Annotated in this window: 26 protein-coding genes; 7 read left to right on the plus strand and 19 right to left on the minus strand. The window is 66.3% G+C overall.

Annotated elements, in window-relative coordinates; genetic code table 11:
* The first annotated feature begins 32 nt into the window (after window positions 1-32).
* Genes NFE57_RS06805 through NFE57_RS06815 form a run of 3 tightly spaced genes read left to right on the plus strand, consistent with a single transcriptional unit; the run spans window position 33 to window position 1,649 of the window.
* Window positions 33-515 carry a UPF0262 family protein gene (locus tag NFE57_RS06805; RefSeq protein WP_252134829.1) on the plus strand — a complete coding sequence of 161 codons (483 nt, stop codon included), beginning with the start codon at window positions 33-35 and terminating at the stop codon, window positions 513-515.
* A 4-nt stretch (window positions 516-519) separates the two neighbouring features.
* Window positions 520-1,197, plus strand: coding sequence for a glycoside hydrolase family 25 protein (locus NFE57_RS06810; RefSeq protein WP_252134830.1), 678 nt, complete (start codon window positions 520-522; stop codon window positions 1,195-1,197).
* Window positions 1,194-1,649 (plus strand): cytidine deaminase, encoded by a 456-nt coding sequence (locus NFE57_RS06815; protein WP_252134831.1) that lies wholly within the window; start codon window positions 1,194-1,196, stop codon window positions 1,647-1,649. Before NFE57_RS06810 ends, NFE57_RS06815 begins: the two co-directional genes overlap by 4 nt.
* A 48-nt stretch (window positions 1,650-1,697) precedes the next feature.
* Here the strand turns inward: NFE57_RS06815 and xth are convergent, their stop codons facing one another.
* The 6 genes from xth to NFE57_RS06845 form a co-directional block, all read right to left on the minus strand.
* Window positions 1,698-2,468, minus strand: coding sequence for an exodeoxyribonuclease III (xth, locus tag NFE57_RS06820; protein ID WP_252134832.1), 771 nt, complete (start codon window positions 2,466-2,468; stop codon window positions 1,698-1,700).
* A 48-nt stretch (window positions 2,469-2,516) separates the two neighbouring features.
* Entirely contained in the window at window positions 2,517-2,843 is a 327-nt protein-coding gene (gene erpA / locus NFE57_RS06825) for an iron-sulfur cluster insertion protein ErpA (protein ID WP_252135056.1), read from the minus strand.
* Between the two features lie 67 nt (window positions 2,844-2,910).
* Window positions 2,911-4,104, minus strand: coding sequence for a M23 family metallopeptidase (locus tag NFE57_RS06830; RefSeq protein WP_252134833.1), 1,194 nt, complete (start codon window positions 4,102-4,104; stop codon window positions 2,911-2,913).
* Window positions 4,105-4,212: 108 nt separating this feature from the next.
* Window positions 4,213-5,010 carry a ferritin-like domain-containing protein gene (locus NFE57_RS06835; protein ID WP_252134834.1) on the minus strand — a complete coding sequence of 266 codons (798 nt, stop codon included), beginning with the start codon at window positions 5,008-5,010 and terminating at the stop codon, window positions 4,213-4,215.
* The gene (locus NFE57_RS06840; protein ID WP_252134835.1) at window positions 5,007-5,477 is read right to left on the minus strand and encodes a peroxiredoxin; all 471 of its coding nucleotides are present in this window, start codon (window positions 5,475-5,477) and stop codon (window positions 5,007-5,009) included. Before NFE57_RS06840 ends, NFE57_RS06835 begins: the two co-directional genes overlap by 4 nt.
* A complete protein-coding gene (locus tag NFE57_RS06845) occupies window positions 5,477-8,152 on the minus strand; it encodes a bifunctional [glutamine synthetase] adenylyltransferase/[glutamine synthetase]-adenylyl-L-tyrosine phosphorylase (RefSeq protein WP_252134836.1) in 2,676 nt (891 codons plus the stop codon). Before NFE57_RS06845 ends, NFE57_RS06840 begins: the two co-directional genes overlap by 1 nt.
* Window positions 8,153-8,238: 86 nt before the next feature.
* Between NFE57_RS06845 and NFE57_RS06850 the strand changes: the two genes are divergently transcribed.
* Window positions 8,239-8,424, plus strand: a complete 186-nt coding sequence (locus NFE57_RS06850) for a hypothetical protein (RefSeq protein WP_252134837.1) — start codon at window positions 8,239-8,241, stop codon at window positions 8,422-8,424.
* Between the two features lie 20 nt (window positions 8,425-8,444).
* On the opposite strand, the gene NFE57_RS06855 is transcribed toward NFE57_RS06850, so the two are convergent.
* The 3 genes from NFE57_RS06855 to NFE57_RS06865 form a co-directional block, all read right to left on the minus strand.
* Window positions 8,445-9,080 (minus strand): sigma-70 family RNA polymerase sigma factor, encoded by a 636-nt coding sequence (locus NFE57_RS06855; RefSeq protein WP_252134838.1) that lies wholly within the window; start codon window positions 9,078-9,080, stop codon window positions 8,445-8,447.
* Between the two features lie 99 nt (window positions 9,081-9,179).
* Window positions 9,180-9,317 (minus strand): hypothetical protein, encoded by a 138-nt coding sequence (locus NFE57_RS06860; protein ID WP_252134839.1) that lies wholly within the window; start codon window positions 9,315-9,317, stop codon window positions 9,180-9,182.
* Between the two features lie 50 nt (window positions 9,318-9,367).
* Entirely contained in the window at window positions 9,368-10,174 is an 807-nt protein-coding gene (locus NFE57_RS06865; RefSeq protein ID WP_252134840.1) for a response regulator, read from the minus strand.
* A 245-nt stretch (window positions 10,175-10,419) separates the two neighbouring features.
* Here NFE57_RS06865 and NFE57_RS06870 point away from each other — a divergent pair, with 245 nt between their 5' ends.
* The 3 genes from NFE57_RS06870 (at window position 10,420) to NFE57_RS06880 (ending at window position 12,621) form a co-directional block, all read left to right on the plus strand.
* Complete coding sequence (locus NFE57_RS06870; protein ID WP_252134841.1) at window positions 10,420-10,590, plus strand: NepR family anti-sigma factor; 171 nt, start codon at window positions 10,420-10,422, stop codon at window positions 10,588-10,590.
* Between the two features lie 11 nt (window positions 10,591-10,601).
* Window positions 10,602-12,188, plus strand: coding sequence for a sensor histidine kinase (locus NFE57_RS06875; protein ID WP_252134842.1), 1,587 nt, complete (start codon window positions 10,602-10,604; stop codon window positions 12,186-12,188).
* Window positions 12,189-12,486: 298 nt separating this feature from the next.
* Entirely contained in the window at window positions 12,487-12,621 is a 135-nt protein-coding gene (locus NFE57_RS06880) for an entericidin A/B family lipoprotein (protein ID WP_252134843.1), read from the plus strand.
* Window positions 12,622-12,705: 84 nt separating this feature from the next.
* Here the strand turns inward: NFE57_RS06880 and tatC are convergent, their stop codons facing one another.
* The 10 genes from tatC to NFE57_RS06930 form a co-directional block, all read right to left on the minus strand.
* Window positions 12,706-13,479, minus strand: coding sequence for a twin-arginine translocase subunit TatC (gene tatC / locus NFE57_RS06885; protein WP_252134844.1), 774 nt, complete (start codon window positions 13,477-13,479; stop codon window positions 12,706-12,708).
* On the minus strand, window positions 13,476-13,928 hold the full coding sequence (tatB, locus tag NFE57_RS06890; protein WP_252134845.1) for a Sec-independent protein translocase protein TatB: 453 nt from the start codon (window positions 13,926-13,928) through the stop codon (window positions 13,476-13,478). The genes tatC and tatB overlap by 4 nt, the downstream gene beginning before the upstream one ends.
* Before the next feature lie 50 nt (window positions 13,929-13,978).
* On the minus strand, window positions 13,979-14,227 hold the full coding sequence (locus NFE57_RS06895) for a twin-arginine translocase TatA/TatE family subunit (RefSeq protein WP_252134846.1): 249 nt from the start codon (window positions 14,225-14,227) through the stop codon (window positions 13,979-13,981).
* Window positions 14,228-14,254: 27 nt separating this feature from the next.
* Window positions 14,255-14,833 (minus strand): SMC-Scp complex subunit ScpB, encoded by a 579-nt coding sequence (gene scpB, locus NFE57_RS06900; protein ID WP_252134847.1) that lies wholly within the window; start codon window positions 14,831-14,833, stop codon window positions 14,255-14,257.
* Window positions 14,830-15,555, minus strand: coding sequence for a segregation and condensation protein A (locus NFE57_RS06905; protein WP_252134848.1), 726 nt, complete (start codon window positions 15,553-15,555; stop codon window positions 14,830-14,832). The genes scpB and NFE57_RS06905 overlap by 4 nt, the downstream gene beginning before the upstream one ends.
* 212 nt (window positions 15,556-15,767) lie before the next feature.
* Complete coding sequence (nagZ, locus tag NFE57_RS06910; RefSeq protein WP_252134849.1) at window positions 15,768-16,781, minus strand: beta-N-acetylhexosaminidase; 1,014 nt, start codon at window positions 16,779-16,781, stop codon at window positions 15,768-15,770.
* Window positions 16,782-16,794: 13 nt separating this feature from the next.
* A complete protein-coding gene (locus NFE57_RS06915; RefSeq protein WP_252134850.1) occupies window positions 16,795-17,523 on the minus strand; it encodes an SPOR domain-containing protein in 729 nt (242 codons plus the stop codon).
* Window positions 17,523-19,250, minus strand: a complete 1,728-nt coding sequence (gene argS / locus NFE57_RS06920) for an arginine--tRNA ligase (protein WP_252134851.1) — start codon at window positions 19,248-19,250, stop codon at window positions 17,523-17,525. The genes NFE57_RS06915 and argS overlap by 1 nt, the downstream gene beginning before the upstream one ends.
* 102 nt (window positions 19,251-19,352) lie before the next feature.
* Window positions 19,353-20,519, minus strand: a complete 1,167-nt coding sequence (locus NFE57_RS06925; RefSeq protein WP_252134852.1) for a deoxyguanosinetriphosphate triphosphohydrolase — start codon at window positions 20,517-20,519, stop codon at window positions 19,353-19,355.
* A 13-nt stretch (window positions 20,520-20,532) separates the two neighbouring features.
* Window positions 20,533-22,395 (minus strand): SPOR domain-containing protein, encoded by a 1,863-nt coding sequence (locus NFE57_RS06930; RefSeq protein WP_252134853.1) that lies wholly within the window; start codon window positions 22,393-22,395, stop codon window positions 20,533-20,535.
* Between the last annotated feature and the right edge of the window lie 60 nt (window positions 22,396-22,455).

The raw sequence follows: 22,455 nt of genomic DNA on the forward strand, positions 1-22,455 counted from the left end.
ATTCCCCTCGCCCGCTCGCCGATAGGCGGGACATGGCCGATCCCCGGATCATCGACGTGCACCTCGACGAGCGTACCATCCTGTGGCGCAACGCCGATGTTGAGCAGGAACGCCGGATCGCGATCTACGATCTGCTCGAGGGCAATCATTTCGCGCCGCAGAAGCGGCATGCCGACGGCTATGCGGGGCCGTACCGGCTGGCGCTCACGGTCGAGGAAGGGCGCCTCGCACTCCGGATCGATCGTGAGGATCGCAGCCATCTCGAAACGCATGTCCTCGCGCTCGGCCGTTTCAAGCGCCCGATCCGCGACTATTTCGCGATCTGCGACAGCTATTATCAGGCGATCCGCGCCGCCACCCCGCAGCAGATCGAGACGGTAGACATGGCTCGCCGCGCGATCCACAACGACGCCGCCGACTTGCTGAGAGAGAGGCTGGGCGGCAAGATCGAGGTCGATTTCGATACCGCGCGGCGGCTGTTCACGCTGCTGTGCGTGCTGCACATCAGGGGGTAAGAGCGTGCTCAAGAGCCGAGTGGGGCGGGCCGGGGCGATTCTGATCGTGCTGGCGATCGCCACGACGATCGCGTGGACCAAAGCGATCCACTGGCGCCCAAGCCCCGAGACCTACCCGATCCAGGGCCTCCATGTCTCCGCAGCACAAGGCGAGATCGACTGGAACAATGTCGCCGCGCACGATGCCGATTTCGCCTATATCCGCGCCACCGACGGCGCGGTGCGCGATCCGCGCTTTGCCGCCAATTGGCGCGGTGCGGCGGCGGCCGGGCTGCGGCGCGGCGCGATTCATCTTTGGTCGTTCTGCACCCCCGCACGCGCGCAGGCCAATGCCTTCGTCACCACCTTCCCGCGCAGCGCCGACGCGCTGCCCGCGGTACTCGACATCGCTTTCTCCGACGAATGCGCCGTCCGCCCCGAACCCGCAGAGGTGATCGCGGCGCTCGAAACCTTCCTTCGCATCGCCGAAACGCATACAGGCGAACCGATGCTGCTCAAGGTTTCCAGGGCGGTCGCCAAGGCCTATCAGCCCGCCAATTCGTTCGCGCGGCCGATCTGGAGCGCGCGCAATTTCTTCGAACCAGATTACGGCCCCCGGCCGTGGCGGGTGTGGCAGGCATCGGACATCCGCCGGGTCGAGGGCATCAAGGGGCCGGTCACGTGGGATGTGGTCGCGCCATGAGCGATCCCGCCGCGCTGATCGCTGCCGCGCGCGCCGTCGCTGCGAACGCCCACGCGCCTTATTCGCGCTTCGCGGTGGGCGCGGCGCTGCGCCTCACCGACGGCAGCATCGTCACCGGCGCCAATTTCGAGAATGCGAGCTATGGTTTGTCGCTGTGCGCGGAAACCGTCGCGCTGGCGAGCGCGAACGCGCTGGGGCGGCTGGCCGATGTGGTCGCGATCGGAATCGTCGGCGGCGCGATAGGACAAGGTGGCGCAACAGGCACTGCACCGATCCGTCCCTGCGGTCGCTGCCGCCAGATCCTCAACGAAGCCGCGCAGATGGGCGGCCGCGATCTCGTGATCCATTGCGCGGGCATGACCGGCGAGACGATCGAAACCCACCTCCTGTCCGCGTTGCTCCCGCACGCCTTCGGCCCCGCCGATCTCGGTATCGGTCAAGGGCATCGGTAGAGTCGGCCCGGTTCTGATCGAACCGATCCGGCATGACGACGATCAACTCTACCGCAGCCGCGCCCAGGTCGGCGCATGGTCGCTGGCACGCTCGCGACCGCGATACTCCTTGTCGACCCCGGCATCGACCAGTCGATCGGCCGCCTGCGGGCTGAGCAGCAGATGATCGATGCGGAATCCCGCGTCACGCTGCCACGCGCCCGCCTGATAATCCCAGAAGGTCCACACCCCGCCACCCGGATGCCGCGTCCGGAGCGCGTCGGTCCAGCCCTGTCCCAATAAGGCGCGATAACCCGCGCGGCTTTCGGGCTGCATCAGCGCGTCGTCCTGCATCGCGCTCACCGAATAGGTATCGTCGTCATTGGGAATGACATTGTAATCGCCCGCCAGCACCGCCGGCCGTTCCTCGGCGAGCAGCGCACGGGCACGATCGCGCAGCCGATCGATCCACTGGAGTTTATAGTCGAACTTGGGCCCTGGCTGCGGATTGCCGTTGGGCAGATAGATCGATGCGACCGTCAGCCCGTCGATATCGACCTCGAGATAGCGGCTGTGCGCATCCTCGGGATCGCCCGCGAGCCCCCGCTGGCGCTCGACCGGGTCCATGCCCTTTGCGAGCACCGCGACCCCGTTGAACCCCTTCTGCCCATGCCACACCGCGCCGTAACCGGCCGCGCGGATATCCGCCTCGGGAAAGGTCTCGTCGCTCGATTTCAGTTCCTGCAGGCACACGATATCGGGCTGTTGCTCGGCCAGATATTCGACCAGCCGCGGCAGCCGCGCCTTGATGCCGTTGACGTTGTAAGTGACGATTTTCAAGATTTTCGTCCAATTATCGACACCGGCCCGCTCCGTTTCAAACAGGCCTCAAACCGCGAAGCTGGTACCGCAGCCGCAGCCGCTCGCCGCATTCGGATTTTCGACACGGAACGCCGCACCACCCAGCGAATCGACGAAATCGACCGAACAGCCGCGCACGAGATCGAGGCTGATCGGATCGACCACCAGCGCCGCACCATCGGTATCGACGCGAATATCGTCATCGTCGATCTGCTCGGCGAGACCGAATCGATATTGGAAACCCGAGCAGCCGCCGCCCTCGACCGAAAGCCTGAGGACCGCCGGCTTGCCCTGCCGCTCGGCGATCGCCGCAACGCGGGCCGCGGCCGCCGGCGTGAGCGCGATATCGGATATACTGGTCATGCCCCGCAGATAGGGCGTCGCGGGCGGCTCGGCAACCGATCGCCCACCGCAGGGGGCGTCAATCCTCGATCTCGACTCCGCCCGCCACCGCCGGAATCGCATGGAGCGACTTGTCCTGAAGCGCGGTCAGATAATCGGCGGTCTGGAGGAATGGCATCGGGTTGACCGCGCGGCCGTCGATGCGCACCTCATAATGCAGATGGCTGCCCGTCGAACGCCCGGTCGAGCCCATCAGCGCGACGACCTGCCCGCGCTTGACGCGCTGGTTGGGCTTGACGAGGATCTTCGAGAGATGGCCGTAGCGCGTCTCGATCCCCTTGCCGTGATCGATCTCGACCAGATTGCCATATCCCCCCGCGCGCCCCGCGCGCTCGACGATGCCGTCGGCGGTGGCGTAGATCGGGGTGCCCGTGGGGCCGGGAATATCGACGCCCGCGTGCATCGCCGCGCTGCCGCGGAACGGATCGCTGCGAACGCCGTAATAGCTCGAAAAGCGCAGGTCGGCGGCGCTGACGGGGTGGACCGACGGAATCGCGATCACGCCATTTTCAAGCGAATCGAGCTTCTTCCAGGTCATGAACAGCGAACGGAACTGCGCATCGCTGCGCGCCTCGGCACTCGCGGCACGGCCGTCGACGGGCTCATAGGGGCCACCCATCGCGTCGCCCTTCACCGCAAAGCGGCGCGGATCGATGCCGAGCTTGCGCAGCTTCGCGGCGGTCGTCTTGTAACGGAGTTCCGCCACTTTCTCGGCCTGTGCGGCGAGCGCGGCCTGGCGCTGCTCGACGCGGCCGAGCGAGGCGCGCAATTCGGGGGTAAGCGCTGCCAGTTCCTCGTTGCCGGTCATCGCGGCTTCGATCTCCTCGGGGGTCGATCGGCCCGCGAGCACCGCCGCGATCCATTCCTGGCGCTGCTCGACCTTGGTGACATGGGCCTGGGCCGCGCTCTTCACCGCCGCGACATCGGCCTTCATCTTCTCGAGCTTCGCCTGCATCGCCTCGACCTGCGCTTCGGGCGAGGTCGAATCGGCCAGCCCGGCAGCGCTGGCGGCAAACATCCCCGCCTGTGCGACTCCATAAGCCGAAAAGCTCAGCGTCACCGCGAGTACCGTGGCGAGCGCCGCCTGGGTCTTGCCGCCGATGCTGAACCGGCGCAAATCGCGCCCATCGTGCAGGATGAAATCGCGTGTCGTGAAGAAAGTCCGGAACCTGGCGCGCCAGTCCGCGTTGGACGTAGTCGAAATCGTGTTCATTATTCCCCGGCGACCGTTGTTGCGGCTGCGGTGAGATGCACCCGCTCCCTCGTGTTCCGACCGGTTCCCCGCCCTGCCGTGAACGACGCAGAGTACTGCCCGTAAGTATTATAAATCGGCAAGGGGCTCGTAATAATCCCGCGTTAGACCGGCTGCACCACGCGCTGAGTCGTTGAACGGCGGCTTAACGGCCCCACGAAAATATTGTGAGACTAGCATCTGCCAATGTTTTTCGGGGGCGAATCGATACGTCGCGCACCCCGATTCGAACCATCTCGTCCCCGCCGCGACATGCCGGATTTCATCGCGCACGATCCGGTCGAGAATGCGCGCGCTGGGGATATCGCCCGCTGCCTGAAAGCGCTCGATGGCGGCCGGCGTCACATCGAGCCCGCGCGCTTCGAGCACCATCGGCACCACCGCCAGCCGCGCCAGCGCATCGTGCGCGGTGTCGCGCGCCGCTTCCCACAAGCCATCATGCGCGGGCAGCGCACCGTAATGGCTCCCCAGCACCCTCAGCCGCCGATCGAGCAGCGCGAAATGCATCGCCTCGTCGGCGCCGACATCGATCCAGTCATCGACGAAGCCGCGCGGAAATTCGGCGCCGAACCGCCCCGCCATGTCGAACGCGAGATCGATCGCGACGAATTCGATATGCGCCAGCGCGTGGAGGAACGCGATCCGCCCCCGCACGGAGCCACCGCGGCCGCGCTTGGGCATCCGGTTGGGCGGCAGCAGCTCGGGTGTGGCGGGCCGCGCCGGCACATCGGGCATCGCCGCGTCGAAATCGTGCGGGAGGAGCCCCCGACGCCACGCCCGTGCCGTCGCACGCGCCAGCCGCACCTTCGCCGCGGGATCGGCCGTCAGCAGCACCGCACGCGCGGCGTGCGCAATGGAACTGGTCATCGCCCGAGCGCGCGGACCGCCTCGAGCACGTCCTCGACATGGCCGGGCACGCGCACCTTGCGCCATGCGCGCACCAGCACGCCTTCGGCATCGAACAGAAAGGTCGAGCGGTCGATTCCCATATAAATGCGGCCGTACATCGACTTTTCGATCCACGTCCCGAACGCGGCGAGGGCGACGCCCTCCTCATCGGACGCCAGCGGCACCGTCAAATCATATTTTGCGATGAATTTCTGGTGCTTTGCCGGCTTATCCTTCGATACGCCCAGAACCACCGCGCCCGCCTCCTTGAAGGCGTCGAGCCGCGCGCTGAATTCCTGCGCCTCGCGCGTGCAGCCGCTGGTATCGTCCTTGGGATAGAAATAGAGGACCAAGGGTGCCCCGACGAAATTGCGCAACCTGACCGGCCCGCCATCGGGCATCGTCAGTGTCACGTCGGGGATGCCCGCACCGGGTTCGATCGCCATCAGGCTTCTCCAATGATCGATTGCCAACAGGAACGCACCTCCTGCCGCGTCGTCTCCAGCGTCGCAACCACCTCGTCCCAGGTGTCGAGCCGCATCGTGCGCGCGATCAATGCCTGCGTGGCCGGTGCCGGGGGTTGCGCGTCGGGTGATAGCAGCCGCGTCGTCACCAGCAGCCGGGTGAGGAAATCGTGCGCAATGCGCATCGCGGGCGGCATCAACCCGGCCGCGGCCAGCGCATCGATCGCGTCCCCGAGATGCGGATCGAACCCGGTGCGATGGACGAGTTGCTCGACATGGACCGCGAATTCGAGATCGACCAGCCCGCCGGGTAGCAATTTGGCGTCGAGCGGCCCCAATGGCTGCTTGTGCGCGGCCATCTCGTTGCGCATCGTCGCCGCCTCGGCGGCGATGTCGCGCGACGGCCGATCGCCGCCGAGCACGTCGGCCACCACCGCCATCACCGCCGCCCGCGCCGCCGCCGATCCGAACACCGGCCGCATTCGCGTCAGCGCCATATGCTCCCACGTCCACGCGCTTTCGCGCTGGTAACGCGCGAAGCCGTCGAGCGAGACGGTCAGCGGCCCCTGATTGCCCGACGGCCGCAGCCGCGTATCGATCTCATAGAGCGGCCCCGCCGCGGTCGGCACCGATAGCGCCCCCGAGATACGCTGCGCCAGCCGGTTGTAATAATGCACCGCGCCGAGCGGCTTCTCGCCATCGGATTCGGCGGCATAATCGCCGGTGAAGACATAGATCAGATCGAGATCCGATGCGTGCGTCAGCGCCGCGCCGCCAAGCCGCCCGAGCGCGAGGATCACGAGTTCGCTATCGGGCACATGGCCGTGGCGCGCGACGAATTCGGCGACCGTGGCCGCCGCACCGACCTCGATCGCCGCCTCGGCTACGCGCGCATAGCCCGCCGACACCTCGATCGGATCGCTCACCCCCGCCACGATCTGCGTGCCGAGCGCGAAGCGGCGTTCGCCGACCACCCGGCGGATGCGGTCGAGCAATTGCTGGTAATCGTCCCCCGTCTCGCGCGCGGTCATCTCGGCGACCAGCGTCGGCACATCGGGCAGCGGATCGAGCGCCGAGGCATCGAGCAGCCCGTCGAACAATTCCGGGCGGCGCCCCAGCGTCTCGGCAAGCGGCGGCGCGTGGGACAGAATCGCCCCCAACAGCCGCGCCAGCGCGGGCTGGGCTTCGAGCAGCCGGAAGAAATTGATCGCGCTCGACAGCCGCGACAGGATCGTATCGAGCCGGGCCAGCGCGGCATTGGCATCGGGCGCCTCGCCCAGTGCCTCGATCAGCCCGCCCAGCACATCCTCAAGCGCTTGCCGCGCCGCCGGGCTGCGCAGCGCCGGATAGGTGCCCGCGCGCCAGCGCTCGATCCGCGCCGTCGCCTCGGGCGGGTCGCGATAGCCCAGCGCGCCGAGCCGCTCGGCGACGCGCTCCGGGTCGCGCGGCACCATCCGCGTGTCGTCGGCCTCGAGCGTATCATAGGTGCGCGCGGTCGCCTCGACATGCGGGCGCAACAGATCGAGCAACGCGTCACCCGTGCCCAACCCGTGCAGCCGCGCGACGCGATCCAGCGCCTCGCCGGTGGGCAGGCTGTGCGTCTGGCGATCGTCGATCATCTGGACGCGGTGCTCGATCGTGCGGAACGCGGTGTAGGAATCGATCAGCATCTGCGCCTGATCGGCATCGATCCGATCGGCTGCGGCGAGCGCGGCCAGCGCATCGCGCGTCGCGGGCACGCGCAGCGCCGGATCGCGGCCGCCGTGGATCAACTGGTGGATCTGGGCGAAGAATTCGCACTCGCGGATTCCGCCGCGCCCGCGCTTGAGGTCGAAACCAGACCCGAAGGCCTGGCCCTGCGCATGGTGATCGCGAATCCGGCGCGAGATCGACATGATCTCGCCGATCGCCCCGAAATCGAGCGCGCGGCGCCACACAAACGGCCGCACGCCATCGAGAAAACGCTCCCCCAGCACGCGATCGCCGGCGCAGGCACGCGCGCGGATGAACGCGGCGCGTTCCCATGCCAGCGCCTGCGATTCGTAATAACCGAGCGCCGCGTCGATCGGCAGCGCGATCGGCGTCGCCTCAGGCGATGGCCGCAGCCGCAGATCGACGCGCAGCACATAACCGTCGCTATCGCGCGCCTGGAGCAATTCGATCACGCGCCGCGCGATCCGTACGGCCGCCTCGCCCGGTTCCTCGCGCGCGCGGTGCGGCAGCGTTTCGGGGTCGAACAACAGGATCGGATCGATGTCCGACGAATAATTGAGCTCGTGGCTCCCCTGTTTGCCGAGCGCGATCGCGGTGAAGCCCACCGGCTCGGCATCGGGGGTTCGCTCGACGATCGCGGTACGGATCGCCAGATCGAGCGCTTGATCGGCAAAGGCCGTCAGTGCCCCGGTCACCTGCGTGAGATCGAGTATCCCCGCCAGATCGCCGATCGCGACCAGCAGCGCGAGGCGACGCCGCGCGATCCGCAACCGCGTGCCGACCGAAAGGTCGTCCGCCTCGACCCGCCAGGCGGCGAGCCCCGGCCAGCCGCCCTCGCCGAGTTGCGCCGCGAGCACGGGTTCGCGATCGAGCAGCATCGACAAAAACGGTGCATCGGCACGCGCCCGCGCGACCGCCCCGACGATCGATCCCGATGCGTTCATGCCACACTCCGTGTTCATCTGGCCGATTTCCGACAAAAACTAAGAAACAAACCGCCGTATCGGCCGTTTACGCAGACATGAACAAGATGCGCCCCCTTCCCGGCAAGACAATTGCGTCGCGCGGCGATGCCGTGCAGCGGCCGCGTGCCGGCGATGGAGTCGGCCAAGCGTTGCGCAATGCGTTCGGCGACGAAATGGGAGCGCTCCCTCCCGATATGAAGGCGTTACTGCAATCGCTCGATTGCCGCAGCGGACAGCACCATCTCGCCTGACCACGCTTTCCCGCGGCGCTTCAACCGCGGTCGCGGCTGAGATCGTCGACTTCACCCATGATCGTATCGAGCGCACTCTTGCCGCCCACATTCTCATAATCGCGGCGTGACGACAGCGTGCCTTCGGTCATGATCGTTTCGAGCGCCACGCGCCCGCGCGCTACCCGGCTTTTGATCGTGCCGACCGCGACCCCGCAGATTTCGGCCGCCTCTTCATAAGCGAAACCGCCCGCGCCGACGAGGATCAGCGCCTCGCGCTGCGGCTGGGGCAGATGCATCAGCGCGCGCTGCATGTCGCCGAGTTCGACATGCCGATCCTGGCTCGCGGGCGCGGCAAGGATGCGATCGGCGACGAGATCGTCCCACTCGCCCTTGAAGCGCGCCCGGCGCATCTGCGAGAGATAGAGGTTGCGCAGGATGATGAAGGTCCAGGCGCGCATATTGGTGCCGGCCTGAAAACGCTTGCGCGCCGCCCACGCCTTCATCAGCGTTTCCTGCACCAGATCGTCGGCAACGTCGCGATTGCCCGACAGCGACCGCCCGAAGGCCCGCAGATGCGGGATCACCAACGCAAGCTGGTCCTTGAACTCGGGATCGGACAGCGCGACATGTTCGCCCTCCCCCTGTATCGACTCACGCTTGTCGGAATCAGTCATCTAGGTCCGTTCGTTGCAGCGCGCCGCCGGTGATCCGGCGATAAGGGTAGGATGATACCGCAGCGAATGCCAGCGGCGTGTGCCAGGCGGGATGCGCGATCAGGCGAGCACGATCCAGGCGTAGATCGCAATCAGCAGCACCAGCGAGATACCGAGAACGTATCGCGTTACGTGCGGCGTGGCCCCCGCGCGGGCCTGCTCGCCATCGAGATGGATGGGGTCATTTTGGTCAGCCATCCCCGATCAACGCCCGAAACTCGTTTAAGCTCCGTATCGGTAGCGCGCGGTCATTCGGCGGGCACCGTCGCCTGATCGAAGAACAGTGCCTGGCTGATCGCCGCCTTGACGGTCGAACGCTGGAACGGCTTGGTGATGAGGAAGGTCGGCTCGGGCCGTTCGCCGGTGAGCAGGCGCTCGGGAAAGGCGGTGATGAAGATCACCGGCACCGAAAATTCGCTCAGGATGTCCTTGACCGCGTCGATCCCCGAACTGTCGTCGGCAAGCTGGATATCGGCGAGCACCAGCCCCGGCCGATCCCCCATCGCCAGCGCGACCGCTTCGTCGCGCGTTACCGCGACGCCGGTGACGTCGTGGCCGAGGTCGCGGACGATCGTTTCGATGTCCATCGCGATGATCGGCTCGTCCTCGATGATCAGCACGCGCGCGCGGGTCTGCTTTTCGATCTCGGCCAGCGCCTCGCCCACCAGATTTTCCACCTCGTCGGGCGCGACGTCGATCAGATAGCCGGTATCCTCGGGCGTGAAGCCCTCCATCGCGGTCAGCAGCAGCGCTTGCCGCGAAAGCGGCGTCATCCGCGCCAGCCGGGCACGCGCCACGGCTTCCGCCGCTTCCTCGGCACTGCCGCTATCGTCGGCCACCGCATCGTCGCCGTTGGCCGACCCCCAGATCGCCTGGAAGGTACGATAGAGCCCGAGCCGCGGATCGACATCGCGCGGAAATTGATCGGGGGCAGCGACGATGGCTTCGAGCGTGGCACGGACATATTTGTCACCATGGCTCTGGCTGCCCGTGAGTGCCCGGGCGTAACGCCGCACGAAAGGGAGATGCGGTGCGAGTTGCTGTCCAAGCGACATGATCTGCGGAATCTCCTAGCAAAAACACTGTTGTTGTGGGAGTGAGCTTCCCCCATTGCAATCGGTTTCGACGCACGGTTGGTGATTGGGTTACGAAACTTGCGCCGGATCGGGAACCAACGAGACGGTTTTTGGTTTCAATGGTTCTCCGCGTGCATACCATGACGGCCCTGTGTTCGTTATGTTCGTCATGATTGACATTGATCACTGGCCGGCGCCGGGCCGGCAGCCTGAGGGGGATGACGTTGGGTTCGGACCGTAGCGCGCCGAAAGGAAAACCGGGCAAGCCGGGATTGCGAGCCAAGGTGCAGACAAAAAAGCAGGACATGGGCGCCGCGTTGCGTTCGGTCTATCGGCGCACCGTGGAAGAGGATGTCCCCTCCGAGATGCTCGACCTGCTGCACAAGCTGGGATAACCCCAGAGCCGATGCGCACCTCCAGAGACGGGCGCGAGCGCCGCGCCGTCGCATCGCGTCTCGCCAGAATGCCCACCGGCGCCAAGCTCTTCCTGATCCTCAGTGCTGCGCTGCTGCCGCTGGCCCTGATCGCCGTCGTCGCCACGCTCCAGACCAACCGTACCGCCGATGAAGAGGCGCGCGCGCAATTGCGCGTCGCGATCGCGGAAAGCTCGCGCGCGCTCGGCATCGAACTGATCGGCGACATGACCGCATTGCGGGTCGCGCTCAATGCGCTCGATATCGATGCGCGCGACGCACCCAGTTGCGCCCGCGCACAAGGCGTTTTCGCCCAGCAGCTCGCCGCTGGCGGACGGTTCATGATCGCCGATCGGCTGGGACGGGTGCTGTGCGGCAGCGATCTCGGCAAGGAGCTTGCGCTCGACGCCCCTGCGGCGGCCGGGCCGATCTCGGCGCGCATCTTCCCGGCACGCGGCATCGTCTTGTCGATGGCGGGCACCAGCGGGGTCACGACCGCGAGCGCCTTCTTCCCGACCGGCATGCTGGCATCGATCGGCCGGCCGACGGGGTTCACGCCACCTTATGCGGCCGATCTTCAGCACGACGACGACCGGCTCAACCTTCAGGCGCTTGCCGATCACGGTCCGCTCGATCGACGCGAGCGGATGCGGGCATCGATCGGCATCGGCGAGCTGTTCCTCGAAATGTCGGTGCGCAATGCGCCGATCTCGTCGCCGCTGCTGATCGCGATGCTGCTGCCGATCGTGATGTGGCTCGCCGCCGCCGGGATCACCTGGCTCGTCGTCGACCGGCTGATGGTCTATCCGCTGCGCCGGTTGCGTGCGAACGTCTCGGCCTATCGGCCCGGCGAGGAAATCGACATGGGCGAGATCCGCTCGATCCCCTCGCAGGAAATCCGTGAACTCGGCGACACCTTCCGCACCATCAGCCGCACCGTCGCGCTGCACGAAGCCGATCTCGCCGAAGGGCTGGTCCGCCAGACCAGATTGACGCGCGAGGTACATCACCGCGTCAAGAACAACCTCCAGATCATTGCCAGCCTGATCAATTTCCACGCGCGCGGCGCACGATCGGCAGAGGTCGTCACCGCTTATGCGTCGATCCAGCGTCGTGTCGATGCGCTCGCGGTGGTCCATCGCAACCATTTCGCCGAGATGGAAGAGAATCGCGGACTCAGCCTGCGCGCGGTGATCGGCGAGCTGGCCTCGAACATCCGCGCGACCGCCCCGGACGAATCGGCGCGGATGGGAATCGTGCTCGATGTCGAACCGTTCCTGATCAATCAGGATGTCGCGATCGCGGTCGCCTTCATCATCACCGAGATCGTCGAGCTGGCGATGCTGTGCATCCCCGATGCCCAAATCCGCATTTCGGCGCGCGCCGACGCAGCCGACGACCGCGCGATCCTGCGCCTCAGCTCGCCCGGGCTGATCGCCTGCGCCGCGCTGCAAGAGGCGCTCGACGAGCGCTATGGCCGCGTGCTCGAAGGCCTGTCGCGCCAGTTGCGATCACAGCTTCATCATGAAGAATTATCGGGCGCATTCGAAATCTCGATCGCCATCATTGGCCGTGATTGATCGCCCCGCGGTGGCACGCATAAAAATTTGCAATCGACGGGAACCGTGGGTGCGGGCGGACGTTCTGCACTTCGGATAGTGACTAAATGCCCCCCCGCTCTCGCTATCCAAGACAATGGGCCCGAACACACACCATCCCCCCCCCCCGGTAGTGTGTTCGGGCCCAAATTCTGCCCCCTCATAACATCGCCACCGACCGCTTGACCGACAATTCGGGTCGCATGAGGGAACGATTCACCGGTTGCCGCGCTGTTTCTCCCAGAGGGCGCCGCCGCCCTTACGGTCAGGAGAGACGGATATGCGTAAAATTGTTGGGGTCGCATTGTTGACCACGATATTCATGGTCAGTGCGTGCAACACCGTTGAGGGCATGGGCAAGGACGTGTCTTCGGCTGGCGATACCGTCGCCGGCACCGCCAACGACGCCAAATAGGCGCGCTTTCGCTTTTGCTCTACCGGGCACCGCCCTCGCCCTGCATCGCCGGGCGAGGGCGAGTTCAGGCCAGCCGCGTCGATGTCAGGCCTCTGCTTCCTCTGCTTCCTCGTCGCGGCGACGGCGCCGTTCGGTCAACCAGATCCCGATCAGCCCGAGTTCGTACAGCCCGCATAAGGGAATCGCGAGCAATAGCTGCGACCCGACGTCGGGTGGGGTCAGCACCGCGGCGATCGCGAACGCGCCGACGATCGCATAGCGGCGTGCGCTCACCAATTGCTTGCGGGTCACGATCCCCGCGCGTTCGAGCAGCATCAGCAACACCGGCAGCAGGAACGACAGGCCGAACCCGAACAGGAATTGCATGATGAACGAGAGGTAATTGCCGATCGCGGGCAGCGCCTCGCGTTCGACGCCGCCGACATCGCCCTGAAAGCTCAGCAGAAAATGGAGCGCGATCGGCACCGCGATGAAATAAGCGAGTGCCGCGCCCGCGATGAACAGCACCGGGGTGGCGAGCAGGAATGGCAGCAGCGCGCGCTTTTCCTTACGGTACAGCCCCGGCGCCACGAATTGCCACAATTGGTTGGCGATGATCGGGAACGACAGCATCATCGCGGCGAAGAACGCAACCTTCACCTGGACGAAGAACGCCTCGAAAATCTGCGTGTAGATAACCTTGGCCTGCCCGGCCTTGAGCAGCGGCTGGAGCAGGAAGCCGAAAATCTGTTCGGAAAAGTAGAAACAGACACCGAACGTCAGCACCAGAGCGGCGATGCAATAGAGCAAGCGCCGCCGCAGCTCGATCAGATGATCGAGCAACGGCGCCCGCGTGTCCTGCAGTTCGTCGTCGTTCACGGCCTGGCCTTGTTGTCGTCGTCGTCGGAGGTTCCGGGCACGTCGCCATAAGCGGGATCGAGCACGGGCTTTTCCACCATCACCGGCGCTCCATCCTCGCTGGACGACGCGCTTCCGGTCGCCGGGGCCTCACCCGACGCCACGGCGTCGTCCGCAGCGCTGTCTCCGGCAGCCGCCGCATCGTCGGGCGCAGGCAACGCCGGCGCATCGTCCGACGGATGCTCCCGCATGATGCGCTCATTCTCTTCCTTCCAGCGCTTCTCCATTTCCTCGAGCTCGGCCTCGCGGACCATCGCATCGAAACCGGAGCGGAACTGGCGCGCAACACCACGCGCTCGCCCGACCCAATGGCCGACGAAACGCATCGCCTTTGGCAAATCCTTGGGACCGATCACGATGATCGCGATGAACGCGACCAACAGCAATTCGGTGGGCGCGATGTCGAACATTCAACGAGCCTGACTAGCCTGGGCGCCGGGCGGCGCACAGGCGGAAGGGATCAACGATCCTCGTGAACCTTGTCGCCGTCACGATCGAACGCTGAATCGGCAGCAGGCTCAGCGGTTTTCTTGGTCGCGATACGGTCACGACCGCTCCGCTTGTCGTCATCGTCCTCGGCCATACCCTTCTTGAAATTCTTCACGCCCTTGGCAACATCGCCCATCAGGCTCGAAAAGCGGCCCCCACCCAGCAGCAAAATCGCCACCACGGCGAGTACCAGCAGATGGATCGGGCTAAAACTACCCATGATTCGTCTCCTAAACGCCGCCTCTATCTAGTGAGCATCGTCGTCCGGCGCCACCTCGGCCAGCTCAAAAGCAATATCGACCGGATCAAGCAAGCCTGCCGCACGTAAATCGTCGATTCCCGGCAGGTCACGCCGGCTTACCAGCCCGAATTGGCTCAGGAATTCCGGCGTCGTCGCGTAGGTCAGCGGGCGTCCGGGCACATCGCGCCGTCCCGCCGGGCGAACCCAGCCCGCCTCCATCAGCACGTCGAGTGTGCCTTTGGATATCTGGACGCCGCGAATCGATTCGATATCGGCGCGCGTCACCGGCTCGTGATAGGCGATGATCGCCAGCGTCTCGATCCCCGCCCGCGAGAGCTTGCGCGCCTCCTCCCGATCACGCCGCAGCACGTGCGCCATGTCGCCCGCGGTCTGGAAGTGCCAGCGCTCGCCGCGCCGGACCAGTTCGATGCCGCGCCCGGCATAATCGGCTTCGAGCGTCGCCAGCGCCGCGCGCACATCCATACCCTCGCCGACATGGGCACGGATCGCCTCGACCGTCAGCGGCGCTTCGGCGGCGAACAGCACCGCCTCGACCGCGCGAACATTGTCATCGGGCGGATTCATGCGGGCCGCCGCAGATAGAGCGGTGCAAACGCCCGCTGCTGGCGCAGTTCGACCTTGCCGCGCCGCGCGAGTTCGAGCGCCGCGAGAAAGCTCGATGCCAGCGCCGATTTGCGCAGCGGCCCGGTGGCCTCATCGGGCAGGAAACTTTCGATCGTCGTCCACTCGATCCGCTGGCCCACCAGCCGCGACACACGCTCGATCGCCGCCTCCAGCGTCATCACCTGGCGTTCGGCGACGATATGCATCACCGGCCGCGTGCGCGCGCTCACCCGGCCATAGGCCGCGATCAGATCGTAGATCTCGGCCTGCCACACCGATTTGCGCACGGTGCGCAGCCCCTCGGGCGCGGGGCGCGTGAACACATCGCGCCCCATCCGGTCATGCGCCATCAGCCGCGCGCCCGCCTCGCGCATCGCCTGGAGCCGTTCGAGCCGCAATTGCAGCCGGAGCGCGAGTTCCTCGGGGCTCGGCTCCTGCTCGGGGTCGCGCGGCAGCAGCAGCGCCGATTTGAGGAAGGCGAGCCACGCCGCCATCACCAGATAGTCCGCGGCGAGTTCGAGCCGAAGCTGCTTCGCCTGCTCGACGAAATCGAGATATTGCTGGACGAGATCGAGGATCGAAATCTGCCGCAGATCGACCTTCTGCGCCCGCGCCAGTGCGAGCAGCAGGTCGAGCGGTCCCTCCCATCCGTCCACGTCGATCGTCAGAATGTCCTCATCCATCGCCGCGATGGTAGAACAGACCGTCGTGAGACAGAAGCGCTTCGTTTCCGTCCCGCCGCTGTGCGGCTGCGTGCCTTTTCCGCTGTCCTACAAGCCCGTGTTCATGGCAGGGTGATGCCGTTCTTTGACATCGCCGATCCCCTCCACCGCAGCGATCCGCCGCCGTCGGCGCTACCCCTTCGCGACTGTAAACTTTGTCAACTTCGCGCCCCTCAGGCGAGCGCCAGCAGGGCGTCGCGCTGCGCGATCAGCGCCTCGAGGTCATCGACTCCATCCCCGCGCCGCGTCCCCGCGCCGTGCATCGCCGCGTCGAGCCGCGCGCGCGATCGATCGGGCATCTCGCCCAGCCGCTCGGCGATCTCGACCATCTCGTCCATCCGCGCCCAGCAATCGAGCACGACATCGCATCCCGCAGCGATCGCCGCGGCGGCCTTGTCGCCCGCGCTGCCGCTCAAGGCCTTCATGTCGATATCGTCGGTCATCAGCAGGCCGTCGAAACCGATCCGTCCGCGGATCACCTCGTCGATCACGATCGGGCTCAATGTCGCCGGGCGCTCGGCATCCCACGTTTTGTAGATAATGTGGCTGGTCATCGCCATCGGTGCCCAGGCAAGGCTGCGGAACGGCGCGAGGTCGATCTCCAGTTCCTCTTCGCTCGCCTCGACCACCGGCAGATCGTAATGGCTGTCGACGCGCGCGCGCCCGTGGCCAGGCATATGTTTGACGACCCCGACCACGCCGCCGTCGCGCAGCCCCTCCAGCGTCGCGCGCCCCATCGCGGCGACGCGCATCGGCTCATGGCCCAGCGCGCGGCAGGCGATCGCCTCGGTGGTATCGGGGTGCGCGACATCGAGCAGCGGCAGACAATCGACCGTGATCCCCACCTCGGCCAGCGTCAGCGCGATGGCGCGCGCATTGGCCCGCGCCGCCTCGATGCCCGAAACCGGGGCGATATCGTAGAGCTTGTCGAAAGCCGGGCCGGCCGGAAACGCCGGCCATTCGGGCGGCTGCATCCGCGCGACACGGCCGCCTTCCTGGTCGATCAGGATCGCGAGATCGTCGCGTCCCGCCAGCGCGCGCAGCGCGTCGGTCAGCGCGCGCAACTGGGCACGATTCTCGACGTTGCGCTTGAACAATATATACCCGGCGGGCGCCGCCTCGCGAAAGAAGGCGCGTTCGTCGGCGGTAAGGCTCGGCCCCGAAAGGCCGAAAATGACGGGTTTCATCCCCGTTGGCTAACTATTCGCTGGGAACGAAACAAGCCTCGCCCGCGACCTTGAGCTTGCCGCAGACCGATTTGGCCTGATCGGCGCTCCCGGCATTGACGCGCAGGCGATAGACGGTGTTGCCGTTGACGCTGGCCTTCTCGATCGACTGGCCGAGCGACGCGACATAGGCAAAACGCTTCGAGACGCGCGTCCACGCGGTCTTGGCCTGCCCCTCGGTGGGGAACGAGCCGAGTTGGACGAGCGCGCTTCCGCCGCCGCCGCCCGCCGCCGCCTTAGGCGCCGTTACCGGTGCCTTGGCCTGCAACGTTCCGCCCGATTTGGGCACCGCCAGCGCCTTGCCGTCGCGCGCCACGGGCACCGTCTTGCTTGGCGTGCCGGCCGTCGCGGTCACAGGCGCCTCGGGCACCGCGCTGAGATCGATCGCGCCGCCGCCGGGATTGGCGCCCTCGCTGGTCGCCAGCGCCTGCGAATTTTCGCCATCGATCTTCATCCCGCCGGGCTGTTCGGGCTTGACCTTGTAATCGCCTTCCTGCGCGCGGATCAGGCTGCCGTTGCCCGAAGCCCCCGACGGCCGGTTCTGAACCCAATAGACCGCGTAAACCACGCCCGCGATCAGCGCGAGCCCGAGGATGACCAGCGCCGCGATACGCAGCACCGACGGCCCCTCTTCATATTCCTCGTCGACCGTTTCCAGCCAGGGCAGCCGATCGTCGTCGGTCAGGTCGCCATTACTGGCCATCAACTCATCTCCCGAACCGCCTCGACCCCCATGATGGCGAGGCCATTCCTGATAATCTGTCCAACCGCATCGGCCAAGAAAAGACGCGCGCACGTCAGCGCGGCATCGTCGGCAATCAAAAAGCGCCGTTCGGGGGCATCGTTGCCGACATTCCACATAGCATGGAACATCGCCGACAAGTCATAGAGATAAAACGCTATTCTGTGCGGCTCGCGCGCCACCGCGGCGGTCTCCACAACGCGTGGAAACTGCGCCGCAAACTTCACTAGCGCGAGTTCCTGCGTATCGAGATGGGACAGATCGGCGCTCGGGCACGCGATTCCGGCCTCATCCGCGCGCCGATGCAGCGATGCGATCCGGGCGTGCGCATAATTGACGTAGAAAACCGGGTTGTCCTTCGACGCTTCGACCACCTTGGCGAAGTCGAAATCCATCTGCGCATCGGCCTTGCGTGTCAGCATCGTAAAGCGGACGACATCCTTGCCGACCTCGCGCACGACATCAGCAAGCGTCACGAAATTACCGGCCCGCTTGGACATTTTCACCGGCTCGCCGCCGCGCAGCAACCGCACCATCTGGACCAGTTTGACGTCGAACCGCGTCCGCCCTTCGGTCAGTGCCTGCACAGCCGCCTGGATACGCTTGACGGTGCCGGCATGGTCGGCGCCCCAGATGTCGATCAGCGCGTCGGCGCTTTCGGCCTTCTGATAATGGTAAGCGAGGTCGGCGCCGAAATAGGTCCATTGCCCGTTCGACTTCTTGATCGGCCGATCCTGATCGTCGCCAAAACGGGTCGACCGGAACAGGGGCAATTCGACGGGTTCCCAATCCTCGGGCGTCTCGCCCTTGGGTGCTTCGAGCCTGCCGTCATAGACCAGATCGCGCGCGCGCAGATCGGCTTCGGCCGCCTCGGGCTTGCCCGCCGCCTGCAATTCGGCCTCGGACGCGAAGACGTCATGGTGGATGCCGAGCAACGCGAGGTCCGCACGGATCATCGCCATCATCGCCGCGACCGCGCGGGTGCGGAACAGCGGCAGCCACTCGGCCTCGGGCTTGCCAACGAACGCGTCGCCGAATTCGCGCGCCAGTTCCTGCGCAACAGGGATCAGATAAGCCCCCGGATACAGGCCCTCGGGGATCGCGCCGACATCCTCGCCCAGCGCCTCGCGATAGCGCAGGTGCACCGAGCGCGCGAGCACATCGACCTGCCCACCGGCATCGTTGACATAATATTCGCGGATCACCTTGTGCCCGGCGAATGCGAGCAGATTGGCGAGCGCATCGCCCACCACCGCGCCGCGGCAATGCCCCATGTGCATCGGCCCCGTCGGGTTGGCCGAGACATATTCGACGTTGACGGTGATCGGCGCCGCGCTCGTGATCCGGCCGTAATCGGGGCCGGCATCGAGGATCGCCGACAATTCGGCGCGCCAGGTATCGTCGGTGAGCCTCAGATTGATGAACCCCGGCCCCGCGACCTCGACCGCCGCGACCTCGTCGAGCTTGCCCAGTTCGACGGCAAGTTGCTCGGCCAGCGCGCGCGGTTTGGCGCCCGCCGGCTTGGCGAGCACCATCGCCGCATTGGTGGCGAGATCGCCGTGGGCGGGATCGCGCGGCGGCTCCACCGTCACCGCGCAGCGCTCCAGCCCCGCCGGCAAAATGCCCTGCGAGACGAGCGAATCCAGCGCCGCATCGAGATGCGCGGCGAAGCGCGTATAAAGGGTCATGATCCATCCAGCGTCAGGAAAGCGCGCGCCTTACCCCATGCGCGCGCCACGCGCAAAGCCCACCGCATCGTCGCGGGCTACCGTCACCCCGTCGGGCGGCGGTCAGAACCCGTCGGGTAAGGCGATCGCCCCCAATGTTTCGCGATATCGCGCGATCGCATAACGATCGGTCATGCCCGCGATATAATCGGCGATCTGGCGGCTGCGCCACGGTTCGTCGGTCGCGATCTCCTCGTGCCAGCCCGGCGCCATCCGGCACGGATCATCGCGATAGGCCGCGAACAGGCCGGTGACGATCACCCGCGCGGCATCAGCAGCCGCGAGTTGGCGCGGGTGGTGATAGAGGTTGGCGTACATGAATCGCTTGAGCGCGCGCTCCTCATCGCGCATCGCATCCGAAAAGCACGCGAGCGTTGCGCCTGCCGCGCGGACATCCGCCACCGTTTCGACTCCCGATGCCGCGATCCGTCGCCGGGTCTCCTCGATCAGATCGTTGACCATCGCGCCGATCTGCGAACGCACCAGTTCGTGCAGCAACCGCGTTTCCGCGACGTGCGGATACCGCGCACGCACCTTTGCCCAGCCGCGCGCGACGAACGGCACCTCGAGCAATTGGTCGAGCGTCAGCAGCCCCGCGCGCAGCCCGTCGTCGATATCGTGATTGTCATAGGCGATGTCGTCGGCGATCGCAGCGACCTGCGCCTCAAGCGAGGCATGAGTCGAAAGCTCGAGCGGAAACAACGCATCGGCCTCGGCCAGCGCCCAGCCGGATGTGCGAATCGGCCCGTTGTGCTTGGCGAGCCCTTCGAGCGTCTCCCATGTCAGATTGAGCCCGTTCCACAACGGATAAGGCTGCTCGATCACCATCAGCGTGCGCAGCGTATGCCCGTTGTGATCGAACCCGCCCTCGCCCGCCATCGCCGCTTGCAACGCATCCTCGCCGGCATGGCCGAACGGTGGATGGCCGATATCGTGCGCCAGACACAGTGCCTCGGTCAGATCCTCGTTGAGTCCCAGCGCCCGCGAGATCGTCCGCCCGATCTGCGCGACTTCGAGGCTGTGCGTCAGCCGGACGCGGAAATGATCGCCATCGGGTGAAAGGAACACCTGCGTCTTGTGCCGCAACCGACGGAAACTGATCGAATGGATGATCCGGTCACGATCGCGCTGGAAAGCGTCGCGCGGGCCACGGGTCTCTTTTTGTTCTTCATGGAGACGACCACGACTAGCATCGGGATGCGAGGCCCAGGGCGCGAGCGTGCCGGTCATGCGCGTCGCACGTTCATTTAGCCGACAATCTGGTCACTTTCTGCCCGTCCTTGCTCGTGAACGAGAAGGCCGAGACGCCCGCACCCGCGAGCTTGTTGACGAACGCCTGCGCCTCGGCCTGCGTTTTGAACGGCCCCGTCAGCACGCGGTTGGTGGCGTTGAGCGGCGTCCACCAGCCCTGCTTGCCCTTGAGCAAAGCCGGTGCCTTGTCGACCACGCCGGCATACGCGCGTGCCAGCGTCGACACATTGGCCCCACCGGCGACCTGAACCCAGAAGCGCGCGGGCTCCGCCTTGGCCTTTTTCGCCTCGGCCGCCTGCTTCGCCGCCGCTGCGGCTTTATCCGCCGCCGCCTTCTTGTCCGCCGCGATCTTGTCTTCAGCCGCCTTCTTCGCTGCGGCCTTGCGGTCGGCTTCCGCCTTTGCGGCGCGCTCGGCCTTGCGGTCGGCAGCGACCTTGATCGCGGCAAGACGATCGGCCTCGGCTTTGGCGGCGGCGGCATCGAGCGCGATTTGTGCCTTGGCGACGTCATCGGCGTCGTTGGCGGGCGCTCCCGTTGCCGGGGCGGCCGATACGGCCGGCGCCCGGCCCGGCATCGGCGCGACACCGAGTTCGCTCGCCGGCACGCTGATATTGGCGATGATCCGGGCCAGGATCGAATCCTCGCCGCCGATCACCGGCGTCACGGGCGCCGTGCTCGCGCGCGTCACAGGCGTCGGCGTCGGTGACGGTGGCAACGTTGGCCCGGGGACTGACGTCGGGGTTAGGGCCGAGATCGGGCTGTTCGCCGCCATGCGGACAGACGCAGCCACGGGCGGTGCCACGGGCGACAGCGCGTTCGGGCCTGGTGCCTTCAAGGGCGCCGCCGCGGGCGTTGAAACCGGCGGCGCCTGCGTTGCGGTCGCCGCCATCGCGGTGCGGCCCGGCCGGAGCGGCTTGGACTGCGATTTTTCAGGCTTTTCAGCCACCGAACGTTGGACCGGTTGTGGCACCGGGACGGGCGGCGGTGCAGCGGCGGCCAATCGTGTTGGCGCCGTCTCGCCTCCAAGCGGCGGCAAAGGTGGCGCCAGTTTCGCATCGGCCAGGCGAGTCGGGCTCGACCGTACTTCGCCGAAATGGACCGCGAAGGCGCGATCCACCGCCGACAATCCGGCAAGCTGCGCGAAGAAAGGCCGCATCCCCTCGGACGCCGGCCCCGGCATCATCACCTTGGCGATCTTCTCCGCCTCATCGGTATCGCCGTTCATCGCCAGAATGAACGCCCGGTCGCGCCACGCCGCGCGATCCTGCCGCCGCAGCAACGGATCGAGCGCTGCGATCGCAGTGTCCTTGTCTCCCGAAATACCGAGCGACAACGCGTAACGCCGCACGGTCTCGTCATCCCTGGCCTGGTTCAGCGCAACCCGATAGTCGCGCTGCGCATAGGCCTGTGCCCCGATCAGATCGTAGGCGAGCCCGCGTTCGGCCGCGAATTTCTCGACACCATAGCCGCCGCGTTCGGCCTCGGCGAACAACCGCAGCGCCTCGCCGGGGCGTTCCATCCGCACCAATGTCGCGGCCATGCCTGCCTTCATCCGGGGGTTGCCAGGTGCGATCTTCTCGGCGCGCGAAAACAGCACCGCCGCTGCCGTCGGATCGCCTAGCAGCAGAGTCAGTTCTCCGGCGCGGATCAGCGCATCCAGATCTTTCGGATTCTTGGCGAGCGTGCGCATCTGATCGGCAAGCTCGTCGGCATCGGGAGTCGGGGGCGCGACCATCGCCAACCCGCTCGCCGTCCGGTCCGCGGGCTGTGTCGTCTGCGCGACGGCGGGCGCGGCCATCGCTGCCGACATTCCCGCCAGCAGGGCGATCCCGGAAACGAAAGACGAAAGTTTCATGAGGTCCCAGCTAGGCGGCGGCGATGCTGAACACGCACTGACCCCCGCCCGCCGCCGCGA

The organism is Hephaestia sp. MAHUQ-44, assembly GCF_023806085.1.
Classification (GTDB): Bacteria; Pseudomonadota; Alphaproteobacteria; order Sphingomonadales; family Sphingomonadaceae; genus Sphingomonas.

What these genes read in the sequence shown, in the direction of transcription:
- NFE57_RS06805 (WP_252134829.1), top strand. Translation starts at nt 33, where the DNA reads ATGGCCGATCCCCGGATCATCGACGTGCACCTCGACGAGCGTACCATC.
- NFE57_RS06815 (WP_252134831.1), top strand. Translation starts at nt 1,194, where the DNA reads ATGAGCGATCCCGCCGCGCTGATCGCTGCCGCGCGCGCCGTCGCTGCG.
- NFE57_RS06830 (WP_252134833.1), bottom strand. Translation starts at nt 4,104, where the DNA reads ATGAACACGATTTCGACTACGTCCAACGCGGACTGGCGCGCCAGGTTC.
- NFE57_RS06835 (WP_252134834.1), bottom strand. Translation starts at nt 5,010, where the DNA reads ATGACCAGTTCCATTGCGCACGCCGCGCGTGCGGTGCTGCTGACGGCC.
- NFE57_RS06840 (WP_252134835.1), bottom strand. Translation starts at nt 5,477, where the DNA reads ATGGCGATCGAACCCGGTGCGGGCATCCCCGACGTGACACTGACGATG.
- NFE57_RS06845 (WP_252134836.1), bottom strand. Translation starts at nt 8,152, where the DNA reads ATGAACGCATCGGGATCGATCGTCGGGGCGGTCGCGCGGGCGCGTGCC.
- NFE57_RS06850 (WP_252134837.1), top strand. Translation starts at nt 8,239, where the DNA reads ATGCGCCCCCTTCCCGGCAAGACAATTGCGTCGCGCGGCGATGCCGTG.
- NFE57_RS06855 (WP_252134838.1), bottom strand. Translation starts at nt 9,080, where the DNA reads ATGACTGATTCCGACAAGCGTGAGTCGATACAGGGGGAGGGCGAACAT.
- NFE57_RS06860 (WP_252134839.1), bottom strand. Translation starts at nt 9,317, where the DNA reads ATGGCTGACCAAAATGACCCCATCCATCTCGATGGCGAGCAGGCCCGC.
- NFE57_RS06865 (WP_252134840.1), bottom strand. Translation starts at nt 10,174, where the DNA reads ATGTCGCTTGGACAGCAACTCGCACCGCATCTCCCTTTCGTGCGGCGT.
- NFE57_RS06875 (WP_252134842.1), top strand. Translation starts at nt 10,602, where the DNA reads ATGCGCACCTCCAGAGACGGGCGCGAGCGCCGCGCCGTCGCATCGCGT.
- NFE57_RS06880 (WP_252134843.1), top strand. Translation starts at nt 12,487, where the DNA reads ATGCGTAAAATTGTTGGGGTCGCATTGTTGACCACGATATTCATGGTC.
- tatB (WP_252134845.1), bottom strand. Translation starts at nt 13,928, where the DNA reads ATGTTCGACATCGCGCCCACCGAATTGCTGTTGGTCGCGTTCATCGCG.
- NFE57_RS06895 (WP_252134846.1), bottom strand. Translation starts at nt 14,227, where the DNA reads ATGGGTAGTTTTAGCCCGATCCATCTGCTGGTACTCGCCGTGGTGGCG.
- scpB (WP_252134847.1), bottom strand. Translation starts at nt 14,833, where the DNA reads ATGAATCCGCCCGATGACAATGTTCGCGCGGTCGAGGCGGTGCTGTTC.
- NFE57_RS06905 (WP_252134848.1), bottom strand. Translation starts at nt 15,555, where the DNA reads ATGGATGAGGACATTCTGACGATCGACGTGGACGGATGGGAGGGACCG.
- nagZ (WP_252134849.1), bottom strand. Translation starts at nt 16,781, where the DNA reads ATGAAACCCGTCATTTTCGGCCTTTCGGGGCCGAGCCTTACCGCCGAC.
- NFE57_RS06915 (WP_252134850.1), bottom strand. Translation starts at nt 17,523, where the DNA reads ATGGCCAGTAATGGCGACCTGACCGACGACGATCGGCTGCCCTGGCTG.
- argS (WP_252134851.1), bottom strand. Translation starts at nt 19,250, where the DNA reads ATGACCCTTTATACGCGCTTCGCCGCGCATCTCGATGCGGCGCTGGAT.
- NFE57_RS06925 (WP_252134852.1), bottom strand. Translation starts at nt 20,519, where the DNA reads ATGACCGGCACGCTCGCGCCCTGGGCCTCGCATCCCGATGCTAGTCGT.
- NFE57_RS06930 (WP_252134853.1), bottom strand. Translation starts at nt 22,395, where the DNA reads ATGAAACTTTCGTCTTTCGTTTCCGGGATCGCCCTGCTGGCGGGAATG.